Here is a 22,094-nt window from a genome sequence, read left to right as displayed (position 1 = left end):
GGTAAACTTAGTCGTATAGGTTACTTCGGTCATAATCGCCTCCTTTTTCTTTTACAGAAAAAACAGAGCGTTAATAACCTTAGTATATCATTTATAAGGCTGGAATTTTGTTACGTGGAGTCATGGAGAAGGTCAAATATGAAATTGCTGTTTTGTTGTTAGGCTTTGAGAGTAGAATAACTTCATGGGTATAGCAGGAAGGTACTGATTCAGTAATAAAAGAAATTAGAAACGTTTGAGTTGGCAATATCAACTATCCGCATGATCAATTGCTGAATTATCACGTCATTCTTCCAGGGCCTCACGCACCTTCCCTCCCAGATCTTTCTTTGAAAACGGTTTCTGGATGAAGTGCACGCCTTGGTCCAGCACTCCGTGGTGGGCGATAACGTTGGCAGTGTAACCGGACATGAACAGACGCTTTAGATCCGGGTAGTGGGGAGGAGTTTCCGATCATGCTTCCTGAAACTTCTCTGGAGACTGCCCTGATCACCGCCGAACGAATTAGACAGAAGGTTGAACAGGATACCGATGTCAACATAAGCCTTGGTGTTGCCTCATACGAAGTGAAAATGACCAAACATGAGCAGTAGTTGATCAACAAGGCTGATGAAGCTCTTTACTATGCCAAAGCAAATGAAAAAAATCGGCTGGAGTACTTAGAGTAGTAGAGAAAACCGTTTCTTCCAATAACAATACAAACAGAAGAGTCTAAACAGCCTTAATGGCCTGCCTTGGTTTTACAGGCTGCTACTTTACCACAAACATTTTCATTCTATTTTGCAATTTTAAACATTTAGTTACTATTGATTCGTCCTGAAGCAAGGTGCGAAATTTTTCTGCTGGAACCGGTGGGCTAAACAAGTAGCCCTGAATCATCTGGATGTCACGTTGTTGCAGAAAATCAAACTGTTCGATATTTTCAACACCTTCGGCAACAATTTCTAATTTCAAACTATGAGCCATGGCAATAATTGCCTCAACCAGCGTCCTGTTATTCGTGTTTTTATGCAAATCCCGAATAAAGCTGCGATCGATTTTCAAAACCTGCAGAGGAAAACGCCTCAGATAACTGAGGGATGAGTACCCGGTACCGAAGTCATCCAAGGCCAGACTGATCCCATAATTATCAAGACTATTCAATATATTGAGATATTTGCTTGAGTCCTGTAACAACAGGCTCTCAGTAATTTCGAGTTCCAAACACTCACGAGGCAGGCCACTCAGTGTCAATGCCCGGTCAACAGCGCCAAGCAAGGTACCGGAGTGAAACTGTTTCGGAGAGATATTGACCGAAACCTGGACTTTTCCATCGGAGAATTTCTGCCAGCCTTTTGCCTCTTGGCAAGCTGTTTCAAGAACCCAGGTTCCAATCTCATCTATTAACCCTGCCTTCTCAGCCAGAGGAATAAAAGTATCCGGCGAGATATCGCCAAGCTCCTGGTTATGCCAGCGTAATAAAGCCTCAGCCCCGATTATCCGATTACTGTTTATGTCTACTTTGGGTTGATAATAGAGAAAGAATTCACTCCTGGCCATTGCAATGCGCAAATGGTTGGTTATCTGCATCTGCTTTTCCGAAAAACGCCGCATATCATGGGAGAAAAAACGATAATTATTGCGTCCATCGTCTTTAACCTGGTACATAGCCATATCAGCGTATTGCATAAGCTGATCAAGGTATTCACCGTCATCCGGATAAATACTGATCCCCACACTGACCGTGGTATAAATCTCCTGTTCTTTGAGTATGAAGGGTTGCTTGAAGGTATCAACAAGTTTACGAGCCACCACCTCGGCATGAACATTCTCACTCAAATCTTCGAGCAGGATCGCAAACTCATCCCCCCCGGTTCGAGCAGGGGTATCACTCTCACGCAACATAGATTGAATTCGGTTAGCGATCTGTTTCAGAATTGCATCCCCGATGGAATGGCCTAGAGTGTCGTTGATATGTTTGAAATTGTCTATATCCAGGAAAAGCAGGGCTGCTTTTTGCCTATGGCGTCGGGCCCGGACAATCGCCGACCCCATATGGGACTGCATATAATGCCGGTTGTACATTCCGGTTAACTGGTCGAAATTCGCCTGATAGATCAGCTTTTCCTCCCATTCGCTACGCTCTGTAATGTCCTGCGCGATAACTACAATAATTGGCGGAGAATCTTCAAGAGACATTTGTATTCTGGCTTCCACAGGGTAGCTGCTACCGTCCTTCCGCTTGTTAATACCTTTATGGACAACGGTTTCCCGGGAACCGTCACGCAGTGGAGTAAGAAATTTTGTAAACGAACGATGATCCTGATCTGCAAAAATAGAAAGCAGATTAATGTCAGCAAACTCATCATGCGAATAGCCAAGGTTTTCAATTGCCCCCATATTGACCTGGAGGCAGTTCAGGGTATCGGCATCCGCAACAAAGATTTCATTGGAGCTGTCGTTGAAAATGCGTCCCAGGCGGTTATTGAGCTGGTTCTTTTCCTGTTCAAGATCCTCCAGCAGGTTCATTTTTTCATAACGAAGCCGCATAGTTAGAGAATAGTTGTTATTATACTCTTTGTTGAACTTTAGAAAGAAGAGAAACAGGAAAAAGGTCAGGATACCGATGCCTGAATATACCCGTTCACCAACCAGGGTGGTTTGATAGAATAGGGGCGCTGTCAGGGTGGCTGCATAAATAAAAAAAGAAAAAAAATCGATAAGCATGGTTGATGCTGCTGCCACGATACCCCATGGAGTAATGATTGCTAGTAGCAGATATGACAAAGAATCCCGAGGAAAAAAAAGAATATTAAGGCCGCCGAAGGTTAAACCAGCGGCTAAAACGCCAAGGCGAAACATATACAACCAGAAAATCAAGGATACAGTTCGGTTTTTCGCTTTGCCATATGATCGGAATAATAGCCAGCGTCCCGCAAGGACAGCAAGCAGAACCAGATACCAGGAGAAAAGGGGTTGCCAGGTGTATTCGGTGGAGAGTAACGTTATGTAAATTGTACCGATGACGAGTAGGGTCAAAGAGGCGGTTTTTGACCTTTTGTAAAGCGCATGAATCCGATCTTCACGGATTATCTGTTCGATGTTGAACCGTGGTCTATTCATGAGTTTAGCGATTTTCGACCTGTCATTCTGAAGTGATCACATAAAATTATTCTTCACTGCGCCTGTCTCTTTTTCTCCTGTCATGTATAACTGTTTCTCCAAGGTGTGTTTTAAGAGGGAAACTCACATTGTTAATTTTGCGCCAGTCAGCGCGTCGCATAACTGTATTCGAACTTTGAGCCTTCAAGGCCTTACTGTCTTTCGCTATTTTCTGCAGATATAATAAGCGCCCCATCTTAGCGAGATCTTTTTCGTTTAAATCCATGGCCGCCTCTACCCAGATATCAACAATGTCAAGCAGGCTCTGGCGGGTAATAGGGTGAACAATTTGTCGTATTTTTTTAATTGAGCGGATCGTGTTGTGTGACTGATTCTGGCTTTTCAGGTAATCTTCGGTCGCCTCTACACCTTCTCCATCTTCAGCCAATACATCCACGATACCCATATCAAATAATTCACTCCCACTATAGGTATTTCCACTAAGAATAATACGCTCAGCGAGTGCAGAACCGACCCTGCGAGTAAGCAGGTTGTATGCGCCCATTCCTGGAAAAAGATTGAATATGATTTCTGGAAACCCCATCTGTGAGCTACGTTCTGCGATGATAACATCACATGACAAGGCCATTTCAAAACCACCGCCAAGACCCTGCCCCTGTACAAGAGAAACAGTGGTGATTGGCAATTCAAGATTATTAATATTATTATGCAGCAACTCGATACATTTGTGAGCGTAATCTCTAAGAGCCTTTTCTTTTCTATTTACAATATATTGCCTGAACAAACTCAGATCGCCTCCCAGATTGTAAATCCCCGGTATTCTAGATGCCAGAATAAAATGCCTGAAAGGCCAGACGGTGTCAGAACGAGGATTTTTATAGGTGGTGACCAATTGTCGATGAAGCAGGAGCAGCTCATCTTTTAGTGTAGTATTTATGCAGGGCCGGGGCGCAGGTTCCATCCAGCACCAGATCGTGCCGGTCTCAGAATCATAGCGAGTACTGAATTGCGTATAACCATCCTCAACTATACTTCCTGGTGCTTGACAAGTAGTGTCGGAATTGTGTGTTTTTTTCATTGCAAATCAACTGGAAAGGATGTTGGAACTGAGTCCTGAACGTCGTTAGGATGTTGTTAGTGCCAACAACAACGTCTACTCTTTTTCATATAAATACTGACCATTGCCGTAACTTCTTCCATTGTTCGGGCTAAACATTGTCTTGCACAGGCTGAAGTATTTGTTCCATTTGTCAACTTCATCTATTGATAAATAAGCTGGGTGTAGTTGCTCTATGGCCTCCCAAAATCGTTGATGCCAAATATCCAGCGTTTTCCAGTAGTTCATGCCATTAACGAACCAGCTGTTAATAAATTTCAAATGTGTATCATGACGTTGTGGTTCATTATAGGGCCATATATGTGCTCCAGGATAATAATAAGCAATTAGGCTGTTTTCAGCTTTTAAAAAATTTGGGATAGTGTCTAAAGAAACTATGCAGTGAAAGAGGCATTTACCATCATATTTGAGTATTCGATTTATTGTTTTTAGTAATAAATCTATATTAGTTACATGTTCAAGCATCCCAATTGAGATCACCCTGTCAAAGTGTTCCTCTTCAAAAATACTTGCTTCAGCAGCGGTAAAATATTTTTTTATTATTGTAAAACGTGACTCATCAAAGTCAGGATCTTTATCAATCAGGACATTATTTATATGCCGTACCTGAACTGTACTTGGATTAATAGCAACGACATCTAGATCAGAGAAGGTTTTAAGTAAATACTTGGAGAGTCCACCAAAGCCACAACCTAAATCTAAAACAGTTTGTCCATTTTTAACATTTGCTCGTTCAACGACCAACTTATATTTATTTAATTGTGCCTGTTCCAGAGAAATCTTATCTAATTCTGGTGATTCATTTGTCGCTCCATAATAGGCTGTTGTATAAGCCATAGAAATGGTATCAAGAAAAGCACGGTAAACTTGATATTCTTCATCATAATGACTAACTGAAACATTGAGTGTCGCTTTGTCACCAATATCCCCTTCAAATGAACTCACACCGTATTTTTCAGGCAGCTCATCATTACCACGCCATCTCTCATACTCGCGTGTAAAAAACCTCTCCATTTGCCTTTCAAATTTTAATAAATCATCAGATCCATAATAATGAATGTTTTGACCGGATAGTTTTTTGACTATATCAGACATTTCATTACGTTAAGTTGTTATTTATTTTGATGAATTTCTTATGGCAATCACGGCATTTAACCCACCAAAAGCAAATGCGTTTGATAGGGCAATGTTTATGATCTGTTTTCGTGCCTGATTCGGAACATAATCCAAGTCACATTTTTCATCTGCAACTGTAAAATTGGCTGTTGGCGGAATAATGCTATGATGTAATGCCAGAGTTGTTGCCACAACCTCCAGTGCACTCGAGGCACCCAGAGCATGGCCATGCATCGATTTAGTTGAAGAAACAGCAAGTTGTTTAGCATGATCACCAAACACCTGATGTATGGCCTCTGTTTCAGCAATATCATTTGCCACCGTTGCAGTGCCATGGGCATTTATGTAGTCAACTTCACCCGGTTTTAGCTTTGCTTGATGAAGTGCTTTTGTCATTGCATTGGCAATTCCAGTAACATCAGGCCGTGTAATATGTCCTGCATCAGAGGTCATTCCGCAACCAGCTATTTCAGCATAAATACGAGCACTACGTTGTACAGCATGTTCTTCAGATTCCAGAACCAACATGCCTGCACCTTCTCCTAACACCATGCCGCTGCGATCCTTACAAAAAGGGCGACAGGTATCACTTGACATGACTCGCAAGGCATCCCATGATTTTAACAAAGTGTATGTGAATGAGGCGTCCGTCCCCCCAACCAGCGCAACATCTACCACTCCGGATGCAATCATGGACACGCCCTGGATAATGGCATGGGCACCGGAGGCACAGGCACTGGCAACAACAAATGCCGGTCCTTTAATTCCTAAATGTATACTTACCATGCTGGCAGGAGCACTAGGCATACCCTTTGGTATTGTTAAGGGATGTGCGCGTTTGCGTTTCAGTTTGTAGAGGCTGGAAAAAATCACTTCATCGTTGTGTTTGCCACAGCATGCACTACCTATAATAGCTGCAGCATTAACAAGACTTTCCTCGCCAATTACCAGGCCAGCATCAGCAACGGCTTCTTGCGCAGCAACGACGGCGAACTGAGAGAACTTATCCAGCAAAGGGAGATCCTCTGCTGTGAAATACCTTTCCTGGTCAAATTCTGGTACTGGGGCTGCCACCACAGTTTTGACATTTTCGATAGGTAAATCAAAGGGTCTGATACCGGAACGTCCTGTTTCTAATGCCTGCCAAAAAGCAGGTACATCTACTCCCAAGCCAGATACAGCTCCCAAACCGGTTATGACAGCACGGTGAGTCATCGCAATCTCATTTTTTATAGACAAAAAGCTGTGAGCTTATCATGAATATCTTTTACTGTAATGATAGAAGGAATAATCTCGTTGGGAATTTCAATATCATACGCCTCTTCAATATCATATAATACGGTAATTGCTGTTAGCGAGTCTATTCCCAGCGCTCTTAGCTCAGCTTCAGGCTTGACTTCTTCCGGCTTGCACCCAGATGCCTTTACAATAATTTCAGTGATTTTTTCTAGTGACATTATTTATTTCCTTTGGAGGTGATAGGAAGTCGCTTTGTAAGCCCGCCCTAACTTTTTCGTAGATTCCTTTCCTTCAGCCATCAGTATCAAGCATACCTATCATTTTTCAACCATCCTTTCAAGGAATCTCTGCTGAGTCAACGTGTTCTGAAACAGACTCAGGGGAAAAGGTGTCTCCTTTTTCCTTTTCTCGCTGATTTTGAACAGACTTATCCATTGACGGTCTTTGAAACTTTTAAAAATCAAAAACCGGCTCTTCGTATCCGGGCCAGCAATCTTAAGAAGGTGCTTCTACGAATCACGTAATACATGCAGATTAACTGCCGAACCTTTCAATTACCAAGCTTAAAGAAGAGCTTGGTATTGTTGTTTAATATGTTCATGAGAGGACAGGATCGGCTAAACACAGAGAATTGGACGTAAATGGAGCAACTGTGGAGTATAGGTTCCCAGTGCAAACCTTCGCTCCGGGGGGTGAACGATACTATCGTGGAATCTTGCCGTTTGCCTGACAACTTTGAAGCCAGCCATGGTGAACAACTTGAACCCGAAATCTGTTTAGGCCGAGGTTTTGAAGAAACATTAGTAAGTTCAATCAATTCAAATAGGTCATGTCTGGTGATATTAAGATTTGAAGTCTCAGTTGTCTGCCATCAGGAGAAAAAAGAATTTATAGATTTAGAATCTAGTCATTCCTAATCCTCTTGTATTGATGCGATAGCCCCGGAAGTAGTATCCCCCACGGAAACTTCTTCTCGAACCTAGCACCTACTGAAAGAATCTGGTCAATTGTGATGACACAGGTATTATCAATTCCGGAACATGCTCCGTACCATCCCTTAAAGTCGGATTTCACGTGAGACGCTGCAGTCAGGGTCACTTCTGTATTATGAGGTAGGATCTCCTGACAATCATCCCCACAGTCAATTCCAACTGGTTCGCTGGTAACAGTTCCAGTACCATTACCTTGAAAAAGAACCGAAAGTGAATACGTGTTGATAGCAAAATTGGCTGAGATGTAAAGATCAGTGGTAACGTCGGTGTCGGTTCGTGGATTTTCCGTCGAACCGTCACTCCACTGGACAAAATGATATCCTGTTACGGGTGCAGCTACAACCACTGAGCCGTCAGTTCCGTAATTTATTGTCTGAGATGTATTGCCACTTATTGCCCCGCCCTCTCCGGCCTCATAAGTTAAGCAATAGGTATTGATAGCAAAGCTGGCTGAAATGACCAGGTCAGCAGTGATGTTGGTGTCGGTTCGCGGATTTTCCGTCGAACCATCACTCCACCTGATAAAATGATACCCCGTTGTCGGAACTGCTGTAACGGTTGTACCATCCGCACCGTGATCTACCGTCTGAGATTCGTCGCCGTTTATCGATCCTCCCGTTTCTGCGCTGTAAGTTAAACTGTAGTTCGGTATCCACTTTTCCCAAAATTCTTTATCACCGGTGCTGCCGGCGGGAATGGTTGAGTATGTATTGCCCGCAAGTTCTGAGTTATCGTACCAACCAACGAAGGTGTAACCCGTTCTGCCAGAAAGTACCGGCAAACTGAATGGGGTGTCTTCTATGGTATAGCTTGTCGGAGTTAAGGAAGTTCCTCCGTAGGCATTGTGGTAAGTAATAGAATAATTGTTAGTTGTCCAATTTGCATACAGCGTCAGACTACTGTTTGCCTGATCAGTGGCAAAATCCCACTCGATACCCGCGCATGTCCGAATTGTACACCAACCATTCAGGGCGTATCCTGTTCGAGATGGGACATTTGGCGCAGTTGGTTCTGGGATCTTTCTGTCAGGATCAGAGAGGTAGTAGTATCTAGTGCTCGGCAAGTTTCCCCCATCGGAACCATTGCCGTTGAAAGAGACGGCATAGCGCACGACATAACCATATGCTGTATTATCATTCCAGTCATCCGGAAAATTAGCATATCCATATGCGGTATTGCTGGAAACTGACTGATAGTTTACATGAGTATGTGATGTTGAAAGCTTTTCACATCGGTCATCCTTTAGAAATACGGCAGATGTCCCGGATATAGATACATTGTTATATACAGTTCCATTCTGGCCACCTCCGATATCATAACTGTTATTGTTGTATCCTTTTGATCTGGCAGCATACACCTCCCCACCTGTAATATTGACGCTGGAAAATGAGCTCTTATATCCGCCTCCTATACCTGCAGCAAATTCATCAGGAAGATACAAGCCGTCCAGGCTACTTGTTGCATGAACAATACCACCTGAAATATTGATCTGACCGCCGTTTGGTGCATCCCAACCAGTACCGATTCCTGCGCCACCTAACGAGCTTCTTGCCGTAACGGTACCGCCTGAGATTGTTATACTAGGTCCTAAACCACTGGACATAACATTGGAGCTTGAACGATTGCCACCGCTGCCGATACCAGCCCCATATGCGGTATATGCCTGAACAGTGCCTCCAGAAATATTGATAGTACCACCACTACCAACTATGAAATCGGTATCATCTGCACCTCCACCACCTATTGCTGCGCCTGTGTGGCTCGTTGCTGTAACTGAGCCTCCCGATATTTCAATTCTCTGACTGGAGGCTTGGCGACCTCCACCAATTCCAGCACCCCAATGTTGGCCCTCTGCTCTGACAGTACCGCTATGAATGATTATCGTACCAGCTGCCAGGCCGTTTCCTGATCCAATCCCCGCACCATCATGTGCACCAACGGCGTGAAGAGAGCCGCTTCCTTTAATAGTTAAAGTTGCACTGGATGGTACTTTGATTCCGGGCTCATTGACACCGGATTTTATCACGTTGGTCCCGACAAGAGTTATCGTGTTATTAGTAGAACTGTAAAATTCTAGTGCACACACATCCCATATGTTGTTTGCCTGTAAATCTACATTCAAGTTATCGAGTGTTACGTTGCAACTGGAAGTACAACGGATTTCTATTTGTTTAGTGGTCGTTCCGGTGAGAGTATCATTATTAGAAACATAAATAATGTCGCCGTAATTTGCAGTGCTGACATCAATTGTTGCACTTTGAGAATATGGTACAGCCAGTATAAACGGGAAGATAATTGCAGAAATTAGTTGATAGATTTTTGCTATGCTAAACTGACTTAAAAAATTCATAAAATCTCCATGGTTAGACTCTTTCCTCTGAGATCTAACTTGTATAGAGATTATTTTCAATACTATTTTCACTTTTCCTTGTTTCATTCAGAAGCGTTACAGTAAGAATTGCTACATTTCTAAACCGCAATATTATCTAAATCTATTGTGGTTAATAATTCTTGTTTTCCTACCGAGCGCATCGTTTGTATTGGCAATCTCCATCTATTTTAGAAACATCATAATGTTAGATTCCTCCTGTTACTCTAAAGATTCAACATGACACTGAAAGTGATCAAACACCGAGTCTATTCAGTAATACCTTTTCTCTGGTTATCTCTACTTTACAATTCTCCATTTCTGATAGCTTGTCGGTTCCTTGATTTACGGTATCACCGGGCAGAGACTTTCGCTATCATCTTTCCCAACTTGCAGTCTGAACTGTTGACCCAGTCTCTTATAATCCTCATAGTAGTAGTAGAGGTTTCTTGCACGGCTTTTCTTCAAGGATAATGGCTCCGGAAGCAGCATTGCACAACCCAAGCTTTTGAGGATACGGTTATGAGGATTCTTTCATTGCTCATCTTCCTTCTCTCTGTTGCATCTTTTGGTTTGGCAGAGACCGGGTATAGAAGTGATCCGTGGGGGTCGAATACCTGGGTGGGGCCGGGGCGACCACCTCATTGGTCGGCACAGGAAACAGATAAAGCACCAAGTCAGCGAGACTCAATAAAAAAGAGAGGCTTTCACCGTCCGGACATGTCGAGACGCCATTATAGTCCTTTTTATAAGCACAAAAGATCACGCAACATTATCATCTATCGACAGGAACCCGAAAAGCCGGTGGTGATTAAAAAAACCATTATCAAAACCCGACAGATTCCTGTATTGAAACGTTCCTCCCCGGTACGCTGCGGGGGAGATACCATCTATCTGAAAGACAAAAATACCGGTGAACTGATCATCCAATACGTTTCTCCAGCGCAGAAGTGCTAGTATTGTCGAATGATCAGCTTTTAAGCTATGCCCCAGCTAGTAGATTGAGCGCTTTCCTCCGTCACCCGAACGTCGCCCCCACGAATAATCACGAGGAGTAAATTTTGCGGTGTCGAGTTTGCCGCCTTGAGCAAAGACGCAGCCGGGAGTTCGAGTCTCTCCGGCACACCAGTTAAATCATTAACCTGAAAGTACAAATAGTTAATCCCTTTTCTTTTTGTATCTGTATTAATAGATATTGCTTATTTTTAGATTTTCTTTATTAATTGACAGTAGAGAGGAGCAAAAATAAGACGATGCAAACCTGTCTTCCCTGTCAGGGTTGGCGGGATGTCGCTTGCAAAATTCATGATTACCCCTAATCATCAGCTCTATATCGGGACTGCTCTTTCACGAGTCTCTGCAGCTCGGAGGGTTGCGCCGAAGCCCCTAGGGTTTATGGCATCCTGATGAAAAGAGCAGTCCCGGCCTGGCCCAGAAAATGATGAGTTTCAGGGGCAATCCGAAAGAAAAATAGAGAAATGAGTATTACGGAAGAAAATAAGGAAACGTCATGCTGAAACAGCCAGGCCATGCTTGCAAACAGATTAATAATCTAAAAGGCGCTCACTGGCTTCCTCTGTTAGTGGCATTAATATTGGGTCTTTCGGTTCCCGCTTACAGTGTAGAAGCCGTAACGGATACCCATCTTGCAACCACCACTGCTGATGTTATCCTTTTGATAATGTATGTGCTGCTGGCCCTGGTATTTTCTTTTCTCTGTTCAGTGGCTGAAGCTGTGTTGTTGAGTATTACTCCCTCCTATATCGAAAGCCAGAAAGAAAACCGACCAAAACGAGCCGCTCTTCTACAATACTTAAAACATGACAATGTCGACCGATCGCTTGCGGCGATCCTGACCCTGAACACTATTGCTCATACCATTGGAGCGATTGGAGCAGGAGCTCAGGCTTCGATAGTTTTCGGCAGCACATGGTTCGGTGTATTCTCGGCGGCGATGACTTTGATGATTCTTTTCTTCTCTGAGATCATCCCAAAAACCATAGGCGCTGTTTACTGGCCACATCTGGTTGGTTTTACAACGTTATTTGTGCGTTTTTTGATCAATATTCTTTATCCGATAGTATGGCTTTCGGAAAAAGTGACAAGGATAATTTCACATGACTCCAAACTGCATATCTTCAGCAGGGATGAATTTATCGCTATGGCTCGAGTTGGAGTTCAGACAGGTGGCATCCTGGATAACGAATCCCTGATAATAAAAAATTTATTACAGCTTCAATCAATAGCAGTACTGGATGTCATGACTCCAAGTACCGTTGTCTCGGCACTACCCGAAGATATGACAATTCCAGAAGCTATGGTCCGGATATCAAAAACTCCGTTCTCACGGTTACTCCTCTACAAGAATAATTTTGAGAACATCACGGGATTTGTTCTCAGAGATGACATTTTACTTAAAAAAGCTCACAATCACGATGAAGAGACCCTTAAGTCTCTGAAGCGAGACATCTCCGTGGTTCCCGGCACCATCTCGGTTTCCTTATTGCTCGACCGGTTTCTCAAAGAACGCCGGCACATTGCCCTGGTTGTCGACGAGCACGGCTCCATGAGAGGACTGGTTACGCTTGAAGATCTGCTGGAAACTCTGATTGGCGTCGAAATTATGGATGAAATGGATAAGGTTGAAGATATGCGGGTATTTGCGAGGAAGCTATGGATGGATCGCGCCAAGGCGCTTGGTATTGAAGATCAAATTATACGATAACTTCATTGTGGTCGATGAGAAATGATTTTTCTAGTCAGAGGACAGAGCCATGGAAAAACTGTTAGGAATAGCATGGTATGCTGCTGTATTGTTCCTGGTCGTATCTACACTGCTGCCAATTATCCGGTCGGATGAATGGTGGATTCGCTGGTTTGATTTCCCTCGACTTCAGCTTTTGACACTAGGTGGAGTCTTAGTTGTTCTGCAGTTGCTGTGGAGGCCGGGGATAAGCGGACTACATGTGGTCATATTTGCTGCCCTGATTGCAGCTATCGGCTACCAGGGATATAGAATATTTCCATACACGCAGTTGGCTGCCAAGCAGGTGAAGCATGCAGGCAAAGAAGGAAATGGCGCCGTTATCCGGATCGTCACGGCCAATGTGCTGATGCATAATCGAATGGCTCAAAAATACCTGACAATATTGAATGACATCAACCCCGATATCATCCTGACCACGGAGGCAGATCAATGGTGGTCGGAGCAACTCCAGGTATTGGACAGTTCCTACCCTTACCATCTTAAATACCCACTAGATAATACCTATGGCATGATTCTTCATTCAAAGTTTCCGCTGCTTAGTCCTGCGGTGGAATTTCTGGTCGAACCCGGGGTTCCTTCTATCCACAGTGATATTCGACTACCCGGTGGTCAGGTATTTCGTTTAATCGGACTGCATCCTCGACCGCCCGGACCGAACAAAGACTCCACCGCCAGAGACGCCGAGCTGATAATTACAGCCGAACGCTCCAAAAAATTAAATCAGCCGGTTCTGGTTCTCGGCGACCTCAACGATGTGGCGTGGTCCCATACAACCAATCTTTTTCAAAAAATCAGCAGCATGCTCGATCCCAGGATCGGGAGAGGTATGTACAACACATTCAATGCCAAATACTTTTTTATTCGCTTCCCCTTAGACCATATCTTTCATTCTTCGCATTTCAAATACATCGATATGCGGAGGCTGCCGGCAATCGGTTCCGATCATTTTCCCTTTTATGCCGCACTGAGTCTGGAAGCAGTAAAAGATTCTTCCCCGGAAGAGCCTGCCGCACCGAGTCCCGGAGAGAAAGAAGAGGCCGACGATATACGCAAAAAGCCGCTTGAGTAAATGCGGATATTCTTGTTCGGAAAAAGTTTCTCTTATGTCCCTAAGACCTCCACCCGACGACGATGATTGCCATACCGAGCAGTGCTATACCTGCTCCGATCCAATCAAAAGCAGACAACTTCACGCCATCCACCACCCGCAACCAGACAAGAGCTGTTGCCACATATATTCCGCCATAGGCGGCATATACCCTGCCGCTGGCGGCGGGATGCAGGCTCAGCAGCCAGACAAACAGAATAAGACTGGCTGCGGCCGGCAATAGAAGCCAGATAGACCCTTCTTTGCGCAACCAGACATAGGGCAGGAAGCAGCCTATTATTTCGGTTAGGGCTGTGGCGATAAACAATAATATAGTCTTCAGCATCGATTGGTATCTTTGATTCGTTTTTGGGAGATGATGGCGAACAATGTATTCAGAAAAATTCTTCAAAAAGAAGTTGTTGAGGATAATTAATTGTGAAAAAGATTCTGATTACTTAAGCCTCTTTTCCCGCTCTATCTTCATCATTTTTAGAAACTTGGGTATGAAAAATGAAAAAACAAAAAGAGAGAGGGCCGAAAAGACTTTCCAGCTTAAAAGTTCCTGCCATTGACCGCTTGCCCAGACATCTTTGATTGTTCCCACAAAAAAGGTGAAAATAAAGGTGCCGACCAGAATACCCAGCGCCGTTCCGAAGAAATAGTCCCAGAATCGTACCTTGGTCAGTCCCATACCAAAATTCATGGGAGTAAACGGGAAATACATCAGTCGAAGATAAAGGACTGTGGCAAACCCGTTGCGCTCGATGGTGTCGTCAAACTGTTTCAATTTATCGCCGATGATCGACTCGGCAAAGTCCCGACCCAGATATCGTCCTATCATAAAGGCAAGGCTTGCACCAATGATCGCCCCTGTCCAGACGTAGAGAAAGCCCCAGTATGAGCAGAAGATGGCTGCTCCTATAGCTGTCAAAAGAGTGCCCGGAAGAAAAAGACAAACTCCTACCATATATATAACAATAAACATTAACGGCGCCCAGAAACCGGCCGATTCCAGAAACAGTCCAAGCTGTTGTGAAGTGAGGTATTGACTAACTGGAGAAAAACGGACCAGATAGATGGCTGCCCCCATGAATATGAGCAGGACAGCCATCTTCAATAACGCGCTACGCCTTTTGTTGTTGTGGTGGTTCAATAAATCTTGTTGATCTATTTGCATAATGAACGCCTTCTGCACAGCTTTATGTTCGCGTGATCGTCGTGATCATTATGCCAAGTGGCGGCGGATTGCCTCTTCCAAAGCTGTCTCGCTTATGGGTTTACCCTGGACGACTTCATCGGCCAACATCAGAGCCGGACCGGTCGGCGGAATATCAGGCCGCTTGCCTGATATTCCGCCGACCGGTATGTATCTCTGGTTTTACAAATCGTTTCGATCTCTAACTTGTATTTCTCTCCCAACCAGGGAAGCATGCTCATGTAACTTTCTCAGGTCTTGCCTTTTGGTATATTGAGAAATACGCGCAGTTTTTTCATTTGCACCTTAAGAATTTTTTAAAATGCGGCTCAGAAGGCCTTTTTTCTGAGGCTCCGGCAGACCAAGTTGACGACAGATACATACTTCCAACTCGTGGTCCGACACATCTGTTCCTTCCACGACAATCTCTTCGCCGACCATGACTGCCGGCGCCACCGGCAAATCGAGTTCGAAGTACTCGTCTGTTTCATATTCGGAGTTTGGTTTTGTGGTTACTTCAATTTCAACCGGATATTTTTCGCCCAGCCTGGGCATAATCTGTTTGAAATGCTTTCACGGCCTTCCATTTGGCTCATTCAGGAAAAAATGGATTTTGAGCATGATTGACTCCTAAGTGGTTTTAATAATCGGGTGAATCGATATCACCGGGGGTATCCTGGCAGCCCTACTCGGAGCAGACCCTGCAGGGGAAGGAAAAAGTTGTATGAGGAACACCATAAATTGCATCAACAATTCACTAATGAAATTTCACGTGACCTCACTCTTGAGCAGATTGAAATTCTTACGGAAGGGCTCGGTATGATCTTGAAAAGGCTATAGTAAACCTATGTCAAGCAGCATCATCTTGTTGCAGAACTTGGCTATCGTTTGGTCGGATCAGGTCCCTAATAAAGTGCAACCACCAGCAAAAAACAGCTATTTTTCCTTCCAGGCCCACGATGAGAGCTGGCCGGCGAATGACCCCTCGGGTCTGTTATCACCTTGGTTAAAATCAGAGCTTAATATGATTCGGCTGGAATCAATTAACAATTTGTTATAATTATGTTTTTGTGAATATGTCTGTAGGGGTAAAAATATTATAGGAAAGTCGGCAAAAATAGGATAGGTTGTTAGGACTTGAGTAAGTTAAGAAAGAGTTTATGGCCTGACCCTAGCCTGTTTGTTAACAACTAAGATGACAAGACCTCCTCCATCTGATTCAGGCACAAGCCTGGTCACTCTCAATGAATTCTTGCATTCACTGCAGAGGATTTTTAAAATTGCTATCTATTACCCCACTGGTCACGTCATCCTCGACAAAGCAACCATACGTTTCATGGAATTGCTCAATCAGCTGGCAGGAGAAAATCCTTCGGTGACGCTCTGCATTTATCACAACACCATCATATTTGAAGGTGTTGAGTTGAACGGGGATGAACTCTTTGTGAAAGACTTCAATGCGCTGTTTTCTCCTCTCGGAATATCTGCTGTTTCGATCAGCCGGTACGCCTCCATGGAAGAGATCCATAAGTTCGTGAGGTTGATCTCTGCCTACAAGGCAAAGATTCTCAGAGCAAAACAATTTACGCCGGTCGAAATTACAGATCTGCCTCACTCGATCGAGATAGAGCAAAAAGTATTTCTTGCCCGGACGGGGCGATCTTTATCTGGAGAAGATGATCCTGACTCGGCTGAGAATCTCAATTCATTTGTCGAATCTCTTTTAAAGTATGGACTGAGTCAAACGCAAATAGAACAATGCAGAACTCTGCTTGATACCCTTCCACAACAATTGACCGCAAGCGGCATCGATACAGGGGAACTTCCCAGTGCATCCTGGGATGATGTTGCCAATCTTCTGATTCGCACAGTAAAAGGGAAAGACAGCGGGGATACGAGAGAACTGATAACCTCAAAATCGCATGCCAATATTAATGCTCTTGCGGCGATATTGAAAAAGCTGGAACTGGAAACTCACGATGAAAAGTCTCGAGAAGCGATCAACATGCTGGTTTCCATTATAAAGAAGCCACTTGCTGAAACAACTGATGTCGCTGCTGTTGATGAAAAAATTATCCGTAAACAATTCCCCGACAAGCCAGTCATCAGCGTCGCTCAGGTTCAGGAATTTACCACAGGACAGAGGCTCGATCCCAAAATCCTAGCCAAGATCCCGGAATCCCGGCAGACGAATGAGACACTGTCGATACTAATGCAGCTTGCTTCCTTTGACCAAACGCTCCCCAACCAAATCAGGATGCAACAGCTTTTCAGGGAAATACTCTCAGCGACACTTTCAGACAAAATTTGGGAAATCCTCAGTAATGGGCTCCGATCCGTTGCCGGGACAGGAAACCATGCCAGGCTCGCTTCCACCATCCGTCTTCTAACCGAACCCCTCCGCCGCTCAGCTTACGGCAATACCCTTCACCTCTTTCAGCAAACCTTGAAGGTTTGCGATAATAAAGACAGTATCTTTCTTTGGCCGTACTTGGTCAACGAAATCCTGGTGGAAGGAAGCAGTAAAGATACGTTGAGTTATCACACGCTGTGCCTTCGTGCTGCACGCCTGACAAACGATGAGATGACGGCGGGCCTGCCCCGGCTTCGTTCCCTCGAGGCCTTTCAGGAGAAAAATATAGCCTCGGATATATTTAATGCGGTAAGTCCCGCCTGCTATCCTTTGTTCGCCTTCCTTCTCAAAACGGAAATTGAACGCTATGTGGGGGAGCGTGTCCTCAGCGGGTTGCGCCGTAATCCCAGAGACTGGCTGATTAAAGCAGTAGCTCCGCTTCTCGATCTTTCCCGGCAGCAGGACAAAATCTTTCTTTACTCTTACCTGCGTCAGGCGGCGCAGAAAAGGCTAACAGGTCCACTGAGTAAAACAGCTGGAGCGATAATCGCAGCCTCTTTGCCTCTTCTTCTCCAGAGTAGAAGAAATGAGAACTGGGTTATTGACACCATTGAAGCAATGGCCCGGCTTCCCGACGAAAAAACCGTTAAAGTACTCAGGCAGATATCAGGTGGCAAGAAGCTACTCTTTATCCCGGAATGGCCAGGTGCGTGCCGAACGGCAGCCCAGAATGCCCTGAAGGCAACCCGGAGTCGTTGAAAACTGTCTATCATGTATGATAATCTAAATAATCTGCTGATTCTTCTCTGCAGAACCATTTCCACGAGAAGGCTCTATTTCACAGACCATCCCAAAGTTAAAGCACTCTCAAATGATTTTATCGAAAAGCTGATTGGTTTTTGCCGGGAAGCCCGCATTGAAAAACTGTTTATCGGTATAATTGAAAAAAATCTGGTCTTTGAGGGAAAAAATCTCGTCGGCCCCAGCATCGTAGGCCGGCAGCTGATTCTTTTTGCGGAAAAACTTCATTGTGGAGGCTTTTCCTTTACCGACAAAACTACGGTCGCGGAATTTAGCGCTCTGCTTGATTTAACAACCGATCTAAAACAGTCCACGGATAGCCTTAAGCTATCTCGTCAGCTGCTTGCCGCCAAAAATATCCACAACATTGAGATAGCGGGGCACTACACAGGACCGTCAGGGACTTTGGGCCGCGATCAGCAGGCCTGGCAGGGTCAGGACAACGGTGATTTTATTCACTCTCCCACTCTTATCTACCAGGCGCTCTTCGATGCCGTGGCGCAAGCTCACGGAGATGTTGCCGGCGGCAATGATATCGACATCGACAATACTCGTTCGGTCAGCGAATATATGCTTCATTTCACCCGGGCACAGTTCTCGGATCTAATGCAGCACGTGTATTACCCCGACTATGACGGCTATACCGTCGGCCACTCGGTTCGTGTAGCGGCCCTTGCCGTATTTTTGGCCCACTCTTTTAAATGGGAAGAGGAGGTCTTGCTCGCCATAGGAACTGCGGCACTGCTTCATGACATTGGTAAAAGCCGCATAGCAGAAGAAATACTCTATAAACCGGGTAAGCTCAGTAAGGAAGAGTATGATGCCATAATGCATCATTCGCAAATAGGGGCCGAGATTCTCCTTGGCCAGAAAAACACTACGCCTCTCGATATAGCAGCTGCATGGGGACATCATATCAGAAATGATGGGTCCGGCTATCCGGAACAGCCTGAATGGGCCGTCCGGCACCCGCTCACGTCGTTGATCCAGATATGCGATGCCTTCGAGGCTCTGACGGCAGTGCGGCCTTACAAGCCGATCCTCTCCCCGCATATGGCCTACAGTATTATGTTGACTGACAAGGGTGGGTTCCATCCCTCTCTTCTGGCGTCTTTTATTAATGCAATCGGCCTCTATCCACCGGGCAACAAGGTCCGGATATCGGATGGAACATCTGGTATTGTGATATCGACAGGACAGACGGTGGAAAGATCGGAGGTAAACATCACCCATGATAAGAACGGGAGCGTAATAATGGCGGAAGACCAGTATGTGCTGAAGCTTTCGGCTGAAAAAAACAGGCACCTTCATGTCGAAGAAATCCTTCTTGATCAAGAGTGATGGCATCACGATAGGCACCCGTACGGGCATAAACTCCGACTTTCAGAATGCCCGATATGCCCGTTATGATAAACAGTCCCGCAGAGCGGTGAAAAGAATTAAGTTCCTTGTGATTAATAAGATAGGGGGGAATTTGTGGAAATGTTAGGCAGGTCCTGTAAAGAGACTACTCGTCATCGGGCCCAAGGTACTTTCCTCTTTTTGGGAGACAATTTCATAGTCGACTTCGACTGGCAAAAGCGGATGCCTTTCTTTCAGGTCCACAGCTATGGTGTTCCCCGGGAAGAGGTACAGGGGTTACTGAAAAGACTGCAGCAAATTGAAGAACGTGTGGCCACACCCGACATCATTCTCATCATGACAGGTATCAACAATGTCATTGCTGAGGATTACACCTTTGTCGACCAGATTCGCAGAATCGTCATACGGCTCAGTAACACTTATCCTGACGCTGAAATAATAGTTAACAGTCTGCCCAATATCAGAATATCCTTTCTGGTGGATAGAGCCATCTATCATCTTAATGCCGATATCAACAAGATGACCAGGCAAACCGGTTGCTGCTATCTAGGCAATTTTGCCGGTCTAGCGGAACAAGATGCCGATATTTTTGAGAAAGACGGAATCATGCTCACGCCTAAAACTTATGATAGATGGGCGCGATCCATACTTGAATATGTTGCCTTTTTAGTGGAAGAAAATTAACCCCCGAGTAATAGATCGGAACATTCATAGTGAAAACTTGAGGGAAAAATTATTTCTAGGGGCGAGGCTGGTGTATTCCCCCGGGGTTGCCACCACAGGGGAACACAACGGATAAAACTGCAGATAATAGGTTGCTACAGCTTCTCAAGGGCCGCGATTCGGTCCTCTATGGGAGGATGGCTTCTGAAAAATCCCGCCATGCCGCCTTTTTTCGGTCTGATGCCAAAAGCCGCCACCTGGTCTGGCAGATGTGAAGGCTCATGATGAGCCTGCAGTCGCCTGAGGGCACTGGCCATTTTTTCTTTACTGGTTAAGTAGGCGGCGCCTCTGTCGGCAGTAAATTCCCGCTTTCTTGAAAACCACATGACAATTAAGGAAGCAAAGAGACCCAGAACCATATCAAGGAAAATAGTGACCGCTATATATCCCATAAAGCCTAAACCACCGCCTTCTTCATCGCCGCTTAAAAAATTGTCGATGACACTGGCCGCCAGGCGGGAGAGGAAGATGACAAAGGTGTTCAGTACCCCCTGAATCAGGGACATCGTCACCATGTCGCCGCAGGCCACGTGCGTGATTTCATGGGCAATAACGGCTTCGGCTTCATCCTTGGACATGTTTTGCAGCAACCCGGTGGAAACAGCTACCAAGGCGCTGTCTTTTTTCATACCTGTGGCAAAGGCGTTCATATCAGGGGAATTATAAATTGCCACCTCGGGCATGCCGATTTCCGCCTTCTCCGCCATCCTGCGAACAGTACCCACCAGCCACTGCTCGGTTTGGTTGGCCGGTTGTTCGATTACACGGGCCCTGGTGGATTTCTTTGCTATCCATTTTGACATGGCCAGGGAGATGAATGAACCTCCCATCCCAAATATCGCCGCCATTACCAGTAGTCCGGAAGTTGAGCGTGAATCAACTCCGAGAATACTCATGACAATACCCAATAGTACGAGTATTGCCAGATTGGTTCCCAAAAACAAAACAATACGTAACACTTAAAAACCTCCGATTGTAATTATTTTTCCCTTTGAACTGTAAAGCCGCTCAAGTATCGCTTTTTTTATGCCTTCTCGATTTCATACGATGCGCAAAATATACAATAATATTTCAATTAACAGACGATTAGTCAAGGAGCATCGACATCGCCGGCTTGCAAAGAGGAAAAGTATCCGGTGGTATGCAGCGGCGAATTTTGCAGATCGTAAAAATTCATCGAAGTTGCCGAGATGGGCTCCGGGAGAGCAAGCTTTTTACGAGTTCATCCGGTCTTATTCGATTGTTAGTCACCGGCACCCGCTACCTCGGTGCAATCCGCTCAGTCTACACTGCCTGTATGATCTTCTCGACCGCAGCCCTCGCCCTGGCTGCTGGGGATGCTGATGGATCACTCGTCAGTGTCTAATCCATCGCCGGCCTCAATTTTCTCTGGCTTTTTGAAGTTTCGGCCATCGTCATTACCGGACATATGAGAGGAGCGTAGAGCATCGGAAACCATGATGCACTGATTGTCTTTAGGGGGGACTTGTTGGTGTGCAGCGGATTGATCTGATCGGAAAAGAAGAGAGGAGATGCGTAAAAGAGCATCTCCTCCTCAGGTTGATATCGTACACCACTAACTAATGTGCGTGGTGATGAAGAATGAGCGTTGTGACAACAACTTACGTTATGAACGGATCGTACGATCCATGTACCGCATCATCTTATTGCCAGATAACATCTCTTTCAAGGTCTATCGTCGCGCTGCTCTGTGACTGGTTATCTTTCCTGGTGGGCTTCAGCTTATTTATTGCACAAACAAATTTTCGACCGTCCTTGACTTTCACCAGTACATATGCCTCTTGGTTGCCTCTCATGGTCTTCTCCTTGTGTTGGGTGAATTATTCAAACCATCTCGACAACTTCCGT

19 protein-coding genes and 1 pseudogene are annotated in these 22,094 nt (G+C 45.0%); 7 read left to right on the top strand and 13 right to left on the bottom strand.

Annotated features, from left to right (window positions below):
- Positions 1-285: 285 nt before the first annotated feature.
- On the bottom strand, positions 286-411 hold the full coding sequence (locus JWG88_RS22025; RefSeq protein WP_306793140.1) for a hypothetical protein: 126 nt from the start codon (positions 409-411) through the stop codon (positions 286-288).
- A 44-nt stretch (positions 412-455) separates the two neighbouring features.
- Between JWG88_RS22025 and JWG88_RS20185 the strand changes: the two genes are divergently transcribed.
- On the top strand, positions 456-593 hold the full coding sequence (locus JWG88_RS20185; protein WP_205235610.1) for a hypothetical protein: 138 nt from the start codon (positions 456-458) through the stop codon (positions 591-593).
- A 157-nt stretch (positions 594-750) separates the two neighbouring features.
- Here JWG88_RS20185 and JWG88_RS20180 read toward each other — a convergent pair whose 3' ends face one another.
- The 6 genes from JWG88_RS20180 to JWG88_RS20155 form a co-directional block, all read right to left on the bottom strand.
- Complete coding sequence (locus JWG88_RS20180) at positions 751-2,724, bottom strand: EAL domain-containing protein (protein WP_205235609.1); 1,974 nt, start codon at positions 2,722-2,724, stop codon at positions 751-753.
- Positions 2,725-3,148: 424 nt separating this feature from the next.
- Positions 3,149-4,180: a crotonase/enoyl-CoA hydratase family protein gene (locus JWG88_RS20175; RefSeq protein ID WP_205235608.1), complete on the bottom strand. Its 1,032-nt coding sequence runs from the start codon at positions 4,178-4,180 to the stop codon at positions 3,149-3,151.
- Positions 4,181-4,255: 75 nt separating this feature from the next.
- Positions 4,256-5,314, bottom strand: coding sequence for an SAM-dependent methyltransferase (locus tag JWG88_RS20170; protein ID WP_205235607.1), 1,059 nt, complete (start codon positions 5,312-5,314; stop codon positions 4,256-4,258).
- Between the two features lie 21 nt (positions 5,315-5,335).
- Positions 5,336-6,550, bottom strand: a complete 1,215-nt coding sequence (locus JWG88_RS20165) for a beta-ketoacyl-[acyl-carrier-protein] synthase family protein (protein WP_205235606.1) — start codon at positions 6,548-6,550, stop codon at positions 5,336-5,338.
- Between the two features lie 14 nt (positions 6,551-6,564).
- On the bottom strand, positions 6,565-6,792 hold the full coding sequence (locus tag JWG88_RS20160; RefSeq protein ID WP_205235605.1) for an acyl carrier protein: 228 nt from the start codon (positions 6,790-6,792) through the stop codon (positions 6,565-6,567).
- Between the two features lie 685 nt (positions 6,793-7,477).
- The gene (locus tag JWG88_RS20155; protein WP_205235604.1) at positions 7,478-9,988 is read right to left on the bottom strand and encodes an InlB B-repeat-containing protein; all 2,511 of its coding nucleotides are present in this window, start codon (positions 9,986-9,988) and stop codon (positions 7,478-7,480) included.
- Between the two features lie 468 nt (positions 9,989-10,456).
- Between JWG88_RS20155 and JWG88_RS20150 the strand changes: the two genes are divergently transcribed.
- The 3 genes from JWG88_RS20150 (at position 10,457) to JWG88_RS20140 (ending at position 13,770) form a co-directional block, all read left to right on the top strand.
- The gene (locus JWG88_RS20150) at positions 10,457-10,891 is read left to right on the top strand and encodes a hypothetical protein (RefSeq protein ID WP_205235603.1); all 435 of its coding nucleotides are present in this window, start codon (positions 10,457-10,459) and stop codon (positions 10,889-10,891) included.
- 553 nt (positions 10,892-11,444) lie between these two features.
- Positions 11,445-12,659 carry a CNNM domain-containing protein gene (locus tag JWG88_RS20145; RefSeq protein ID WP_205235602.1) on the top strand — a complete coding sequence of 405 codons (1,215 nt, stop codon included), beginning with the start codon at positions 11,445-11,447 and terminating at the stop codon, positions 12,657-12,659.
- 49 nt (positions 12,660-12,708) lie between these two features.
- Positions 12,709-13,770, top strand: a complete 1,062-nt coding sequence (locus JWG88_RS20140) for an endonuclease/exonuclease/phosphatase family protein (protein ID WP_205235601.1) — start codon at positions 12,709-12,711, stop codon at positions 13,768-13,770.
- A gap of 40 nt (positions 13,771-13,810) precedes the next feature.
- Here the strand turns inward: JWG88_RS20140 and JWG88_RS20135 are convergent, their stop codons facing one another.
- The 4 genes and pseudogenes from JWG88_RS20135 to tsoC (JWG88_RS20125) form a co-directional block, all read right to left on the bottom strand.
- Entirely contained in the window at positions 13,811-14,134 is a 324-nt protein-coding gene (locus JWG88_RS20135) for a YnfA family protein (RefSeq protein ID WP_205235600.1), read from the bottom strand.
- Between the two features lie 108 nt (positions 14,135-14,242).
- Positions 14,243-14,968, bottom strand: coding sequence for a TVP38/TMEM64 family protein (locus JWG88_RS20130; RefSeq protein ID WP_205235599.1), 726 nt, complete (start codon positions 14,966-14,968; stop codon positions 14,243-14,245).
- A 48-nt stretch (positions 14,969-15,016) separates the two neighbouring features.
- Positions 15,017-15,285: pseudogene (gene tsoC, locus JWG88_RS22090) on the bottom strand (NEPxGxxU motif selenoprotein TsoC).
- 7 nt (positions 15,286-15,292) lie between these two features.
- Positions 15,293-15,607, bottom strand: a complete 315-nt coding sequence (gene tsoC, locus JWG88_RS20125) for an NEPxGxxU motif selenoprotein TsoC (protein ID WP_332369972.1) — start codon at positions 15,605-15,607, stop codon at positions 15,293-15,295.
- A 574-nt stretch (positions 15,608-16,181) separates the two neighbouring features.
- Here tsoC (JWG88_RS20125) and JWG88_RS20120 point away from each other — a divergent pair.
- From JWG88_RS20120 to JWG88_RS20110, 3 genes are all read left to right on the top strand, one after another.
- Positions 16,182-18,098, top strand: coding sequence for a hypothetical protein (locus JWG88_RS20120; RefSeq protein WP_205235598.1), 1,917 nt, complete (start codon positions 16,182-16,184; stop codon positions 18,096-18,098).
- Between the two features lie 12 nt (positions 18,099-18,110).
- Positions 18,111-19,481 (top strand): HD-GYP domain-containing protein, encoded by a 1,371-nt coding sequence (locus JWG88_RS20115; protein WP_205235597.1) that lies wholly within the window; start codon positions 18,111-18,113, stop codon positions 19,479-19,481.
- Positions 19,482-19,616: 135 nt separating this feature from the next.
- Complete coding sequence (locus tag JWG88_RS20110; RefSeq protein ID WP_205235596.1) at positions 19,617-20,186, top strand: SGNH/GDSL hydrolase family protein; 570 nt, start codon at positions 19,617-19,619, stop codon at positions 20,184-20,186.
- A gap of 134 nt (positions 20,187-20,320) precedes the next feature.
- Here JWG88_RS20110 and htpX read toward each other — a convergent pair whose 3' ends face one another.
- Positions 20,321-21,184, bottom strand: coding sequence for a protease HtpX (gene htpX, locus JWG88_RS20105; RefSeq protein ID WP_205235595.1), 864 nt, complete (start codon positions 21,182-21,184; stop codon positions 20,321-20,323).
- A gap of 705 nt (positions 21,185-21,889) precedes the next feature.
- The gene (locus tag JWG88_RS20100) at positions 21,890-22,042 is read right to left on the bottom strand and encodes a hypothetical protein (RefSeq protein WP_205235594.1); all 153 of its coding nucleotides are present in this window, start codon (positions 22,040-22,042) and stop codon (positions 21,890-21,892) included.
- Positions 22,043-22,094: the final 52 nt, after the last annotated feature.

Source organism: Desulfopila inferna (assembly GCF_016919005.1).
Lineage (GTDB): Bacteria > Desulfobacterota > Desulfobulbia > Desulfobulbales > Desulfocapsaceae > Desulfopila_A > Desulfopila_A inferna.
The sequence above is the reverse complement of the archived record's forward strand: the minus strand, read 5'-3'. Positions and strand labels throughout refer to the sequence as shown.

Coding starts and splice junctions, on each gene's coding strand:
- JWG88_RS22025 (WP_306793140.1), bottom strand. CDS start 411: ATGTCCGGTTACACTGCCAACGTTATCGCCCACCACGGAGTGCTGGAC.
- JWG88_RS20115 (WP_205235597.1), top strand. CDS start 18,111: ATGTATGATAATCTAAATAATCTGCTGATTCTTCTCTGCAGAACCATT.
- JWG88_RS20135 (WP_205235600.1), bottom strand. CDS start 14,134: ATGCTGAAGACTATATTATTGTTTATCGCCACAGCCCTAACCGAAATA.
- JWG88_RS20170 (WP_205235607.1), bottom strand. CDS start 5,314: ATGTCTGATATAGTCAAAAAACTATCCGGTCAAAACATTCATTATTAT.
- JWG88_RS20175 (WP_205235608.1), bottom strand. CDS start 4,180: ATGAAAAAAACACACAATTCCGACACTACTTGTCAAGCACCAGGAAGT.
- JWG88_RS20140 (WP_205235601.1), top strand. CDS start 12,709: ATGGAAAAACTGTTAGGAATAGCATGGTATGCTGCTGTATTGTTCCTG.
- JWG88_RS20165 (WP_205235606.1), bottom strand. CDS start 6,550: ATGACTCACCGTGCTGTCATAACCGGTTTGGGAGCTGTATCTGGCTTG.
- JWG88_RS20130 (WP_205235599.1), bottom strand. CDS start 14,968: ATGCAAATAGATCAACAAGATTTATTGAACCACCACAACAACAAAAGG.
- JWG88_RS20145 (WP_205235602.1), top strand. CDS start 11,445: ATGCTGAAACAGCCAGGCCATGCTTGCAAACAGATTAATAATCTAAAA.
- JWG88_RS20100 (WP_205235594.1), bottom strand. CDS start 22,042: ATGAGAGGCAACCAAGAGGCATATGTACTGGTGAAAGTCAAGGACGGT.
- JWG88_RS20150 (WP_205235603.1), top strand. CDS start 10,457: ATGAGGATTCTTTCATTGCTCATCTTCCTTCTCTCTGTTGCATCTTTT.
- JWG88_RS20120 (WP_205235598.1), top strand. CDS start 16,182: ATGACAAGACCTCCTCCATCTGATTCAGGCACAAGCCTGGTCACTCTC.
- JWG88_RS20185 (WP_205235610.1), top strand. CDS start 456: ATGCTTCCTGAAACTTCTCTGGAGACTGCCCTGATCACCGCCGAACGA.
- JWG88_RS20160 (WP_205235605.1), bottom strand. CDS start 6,792: ATGTCACTAGAAAAAATCACTGAAATTATTGTAAAGGCATCTGGGTGC.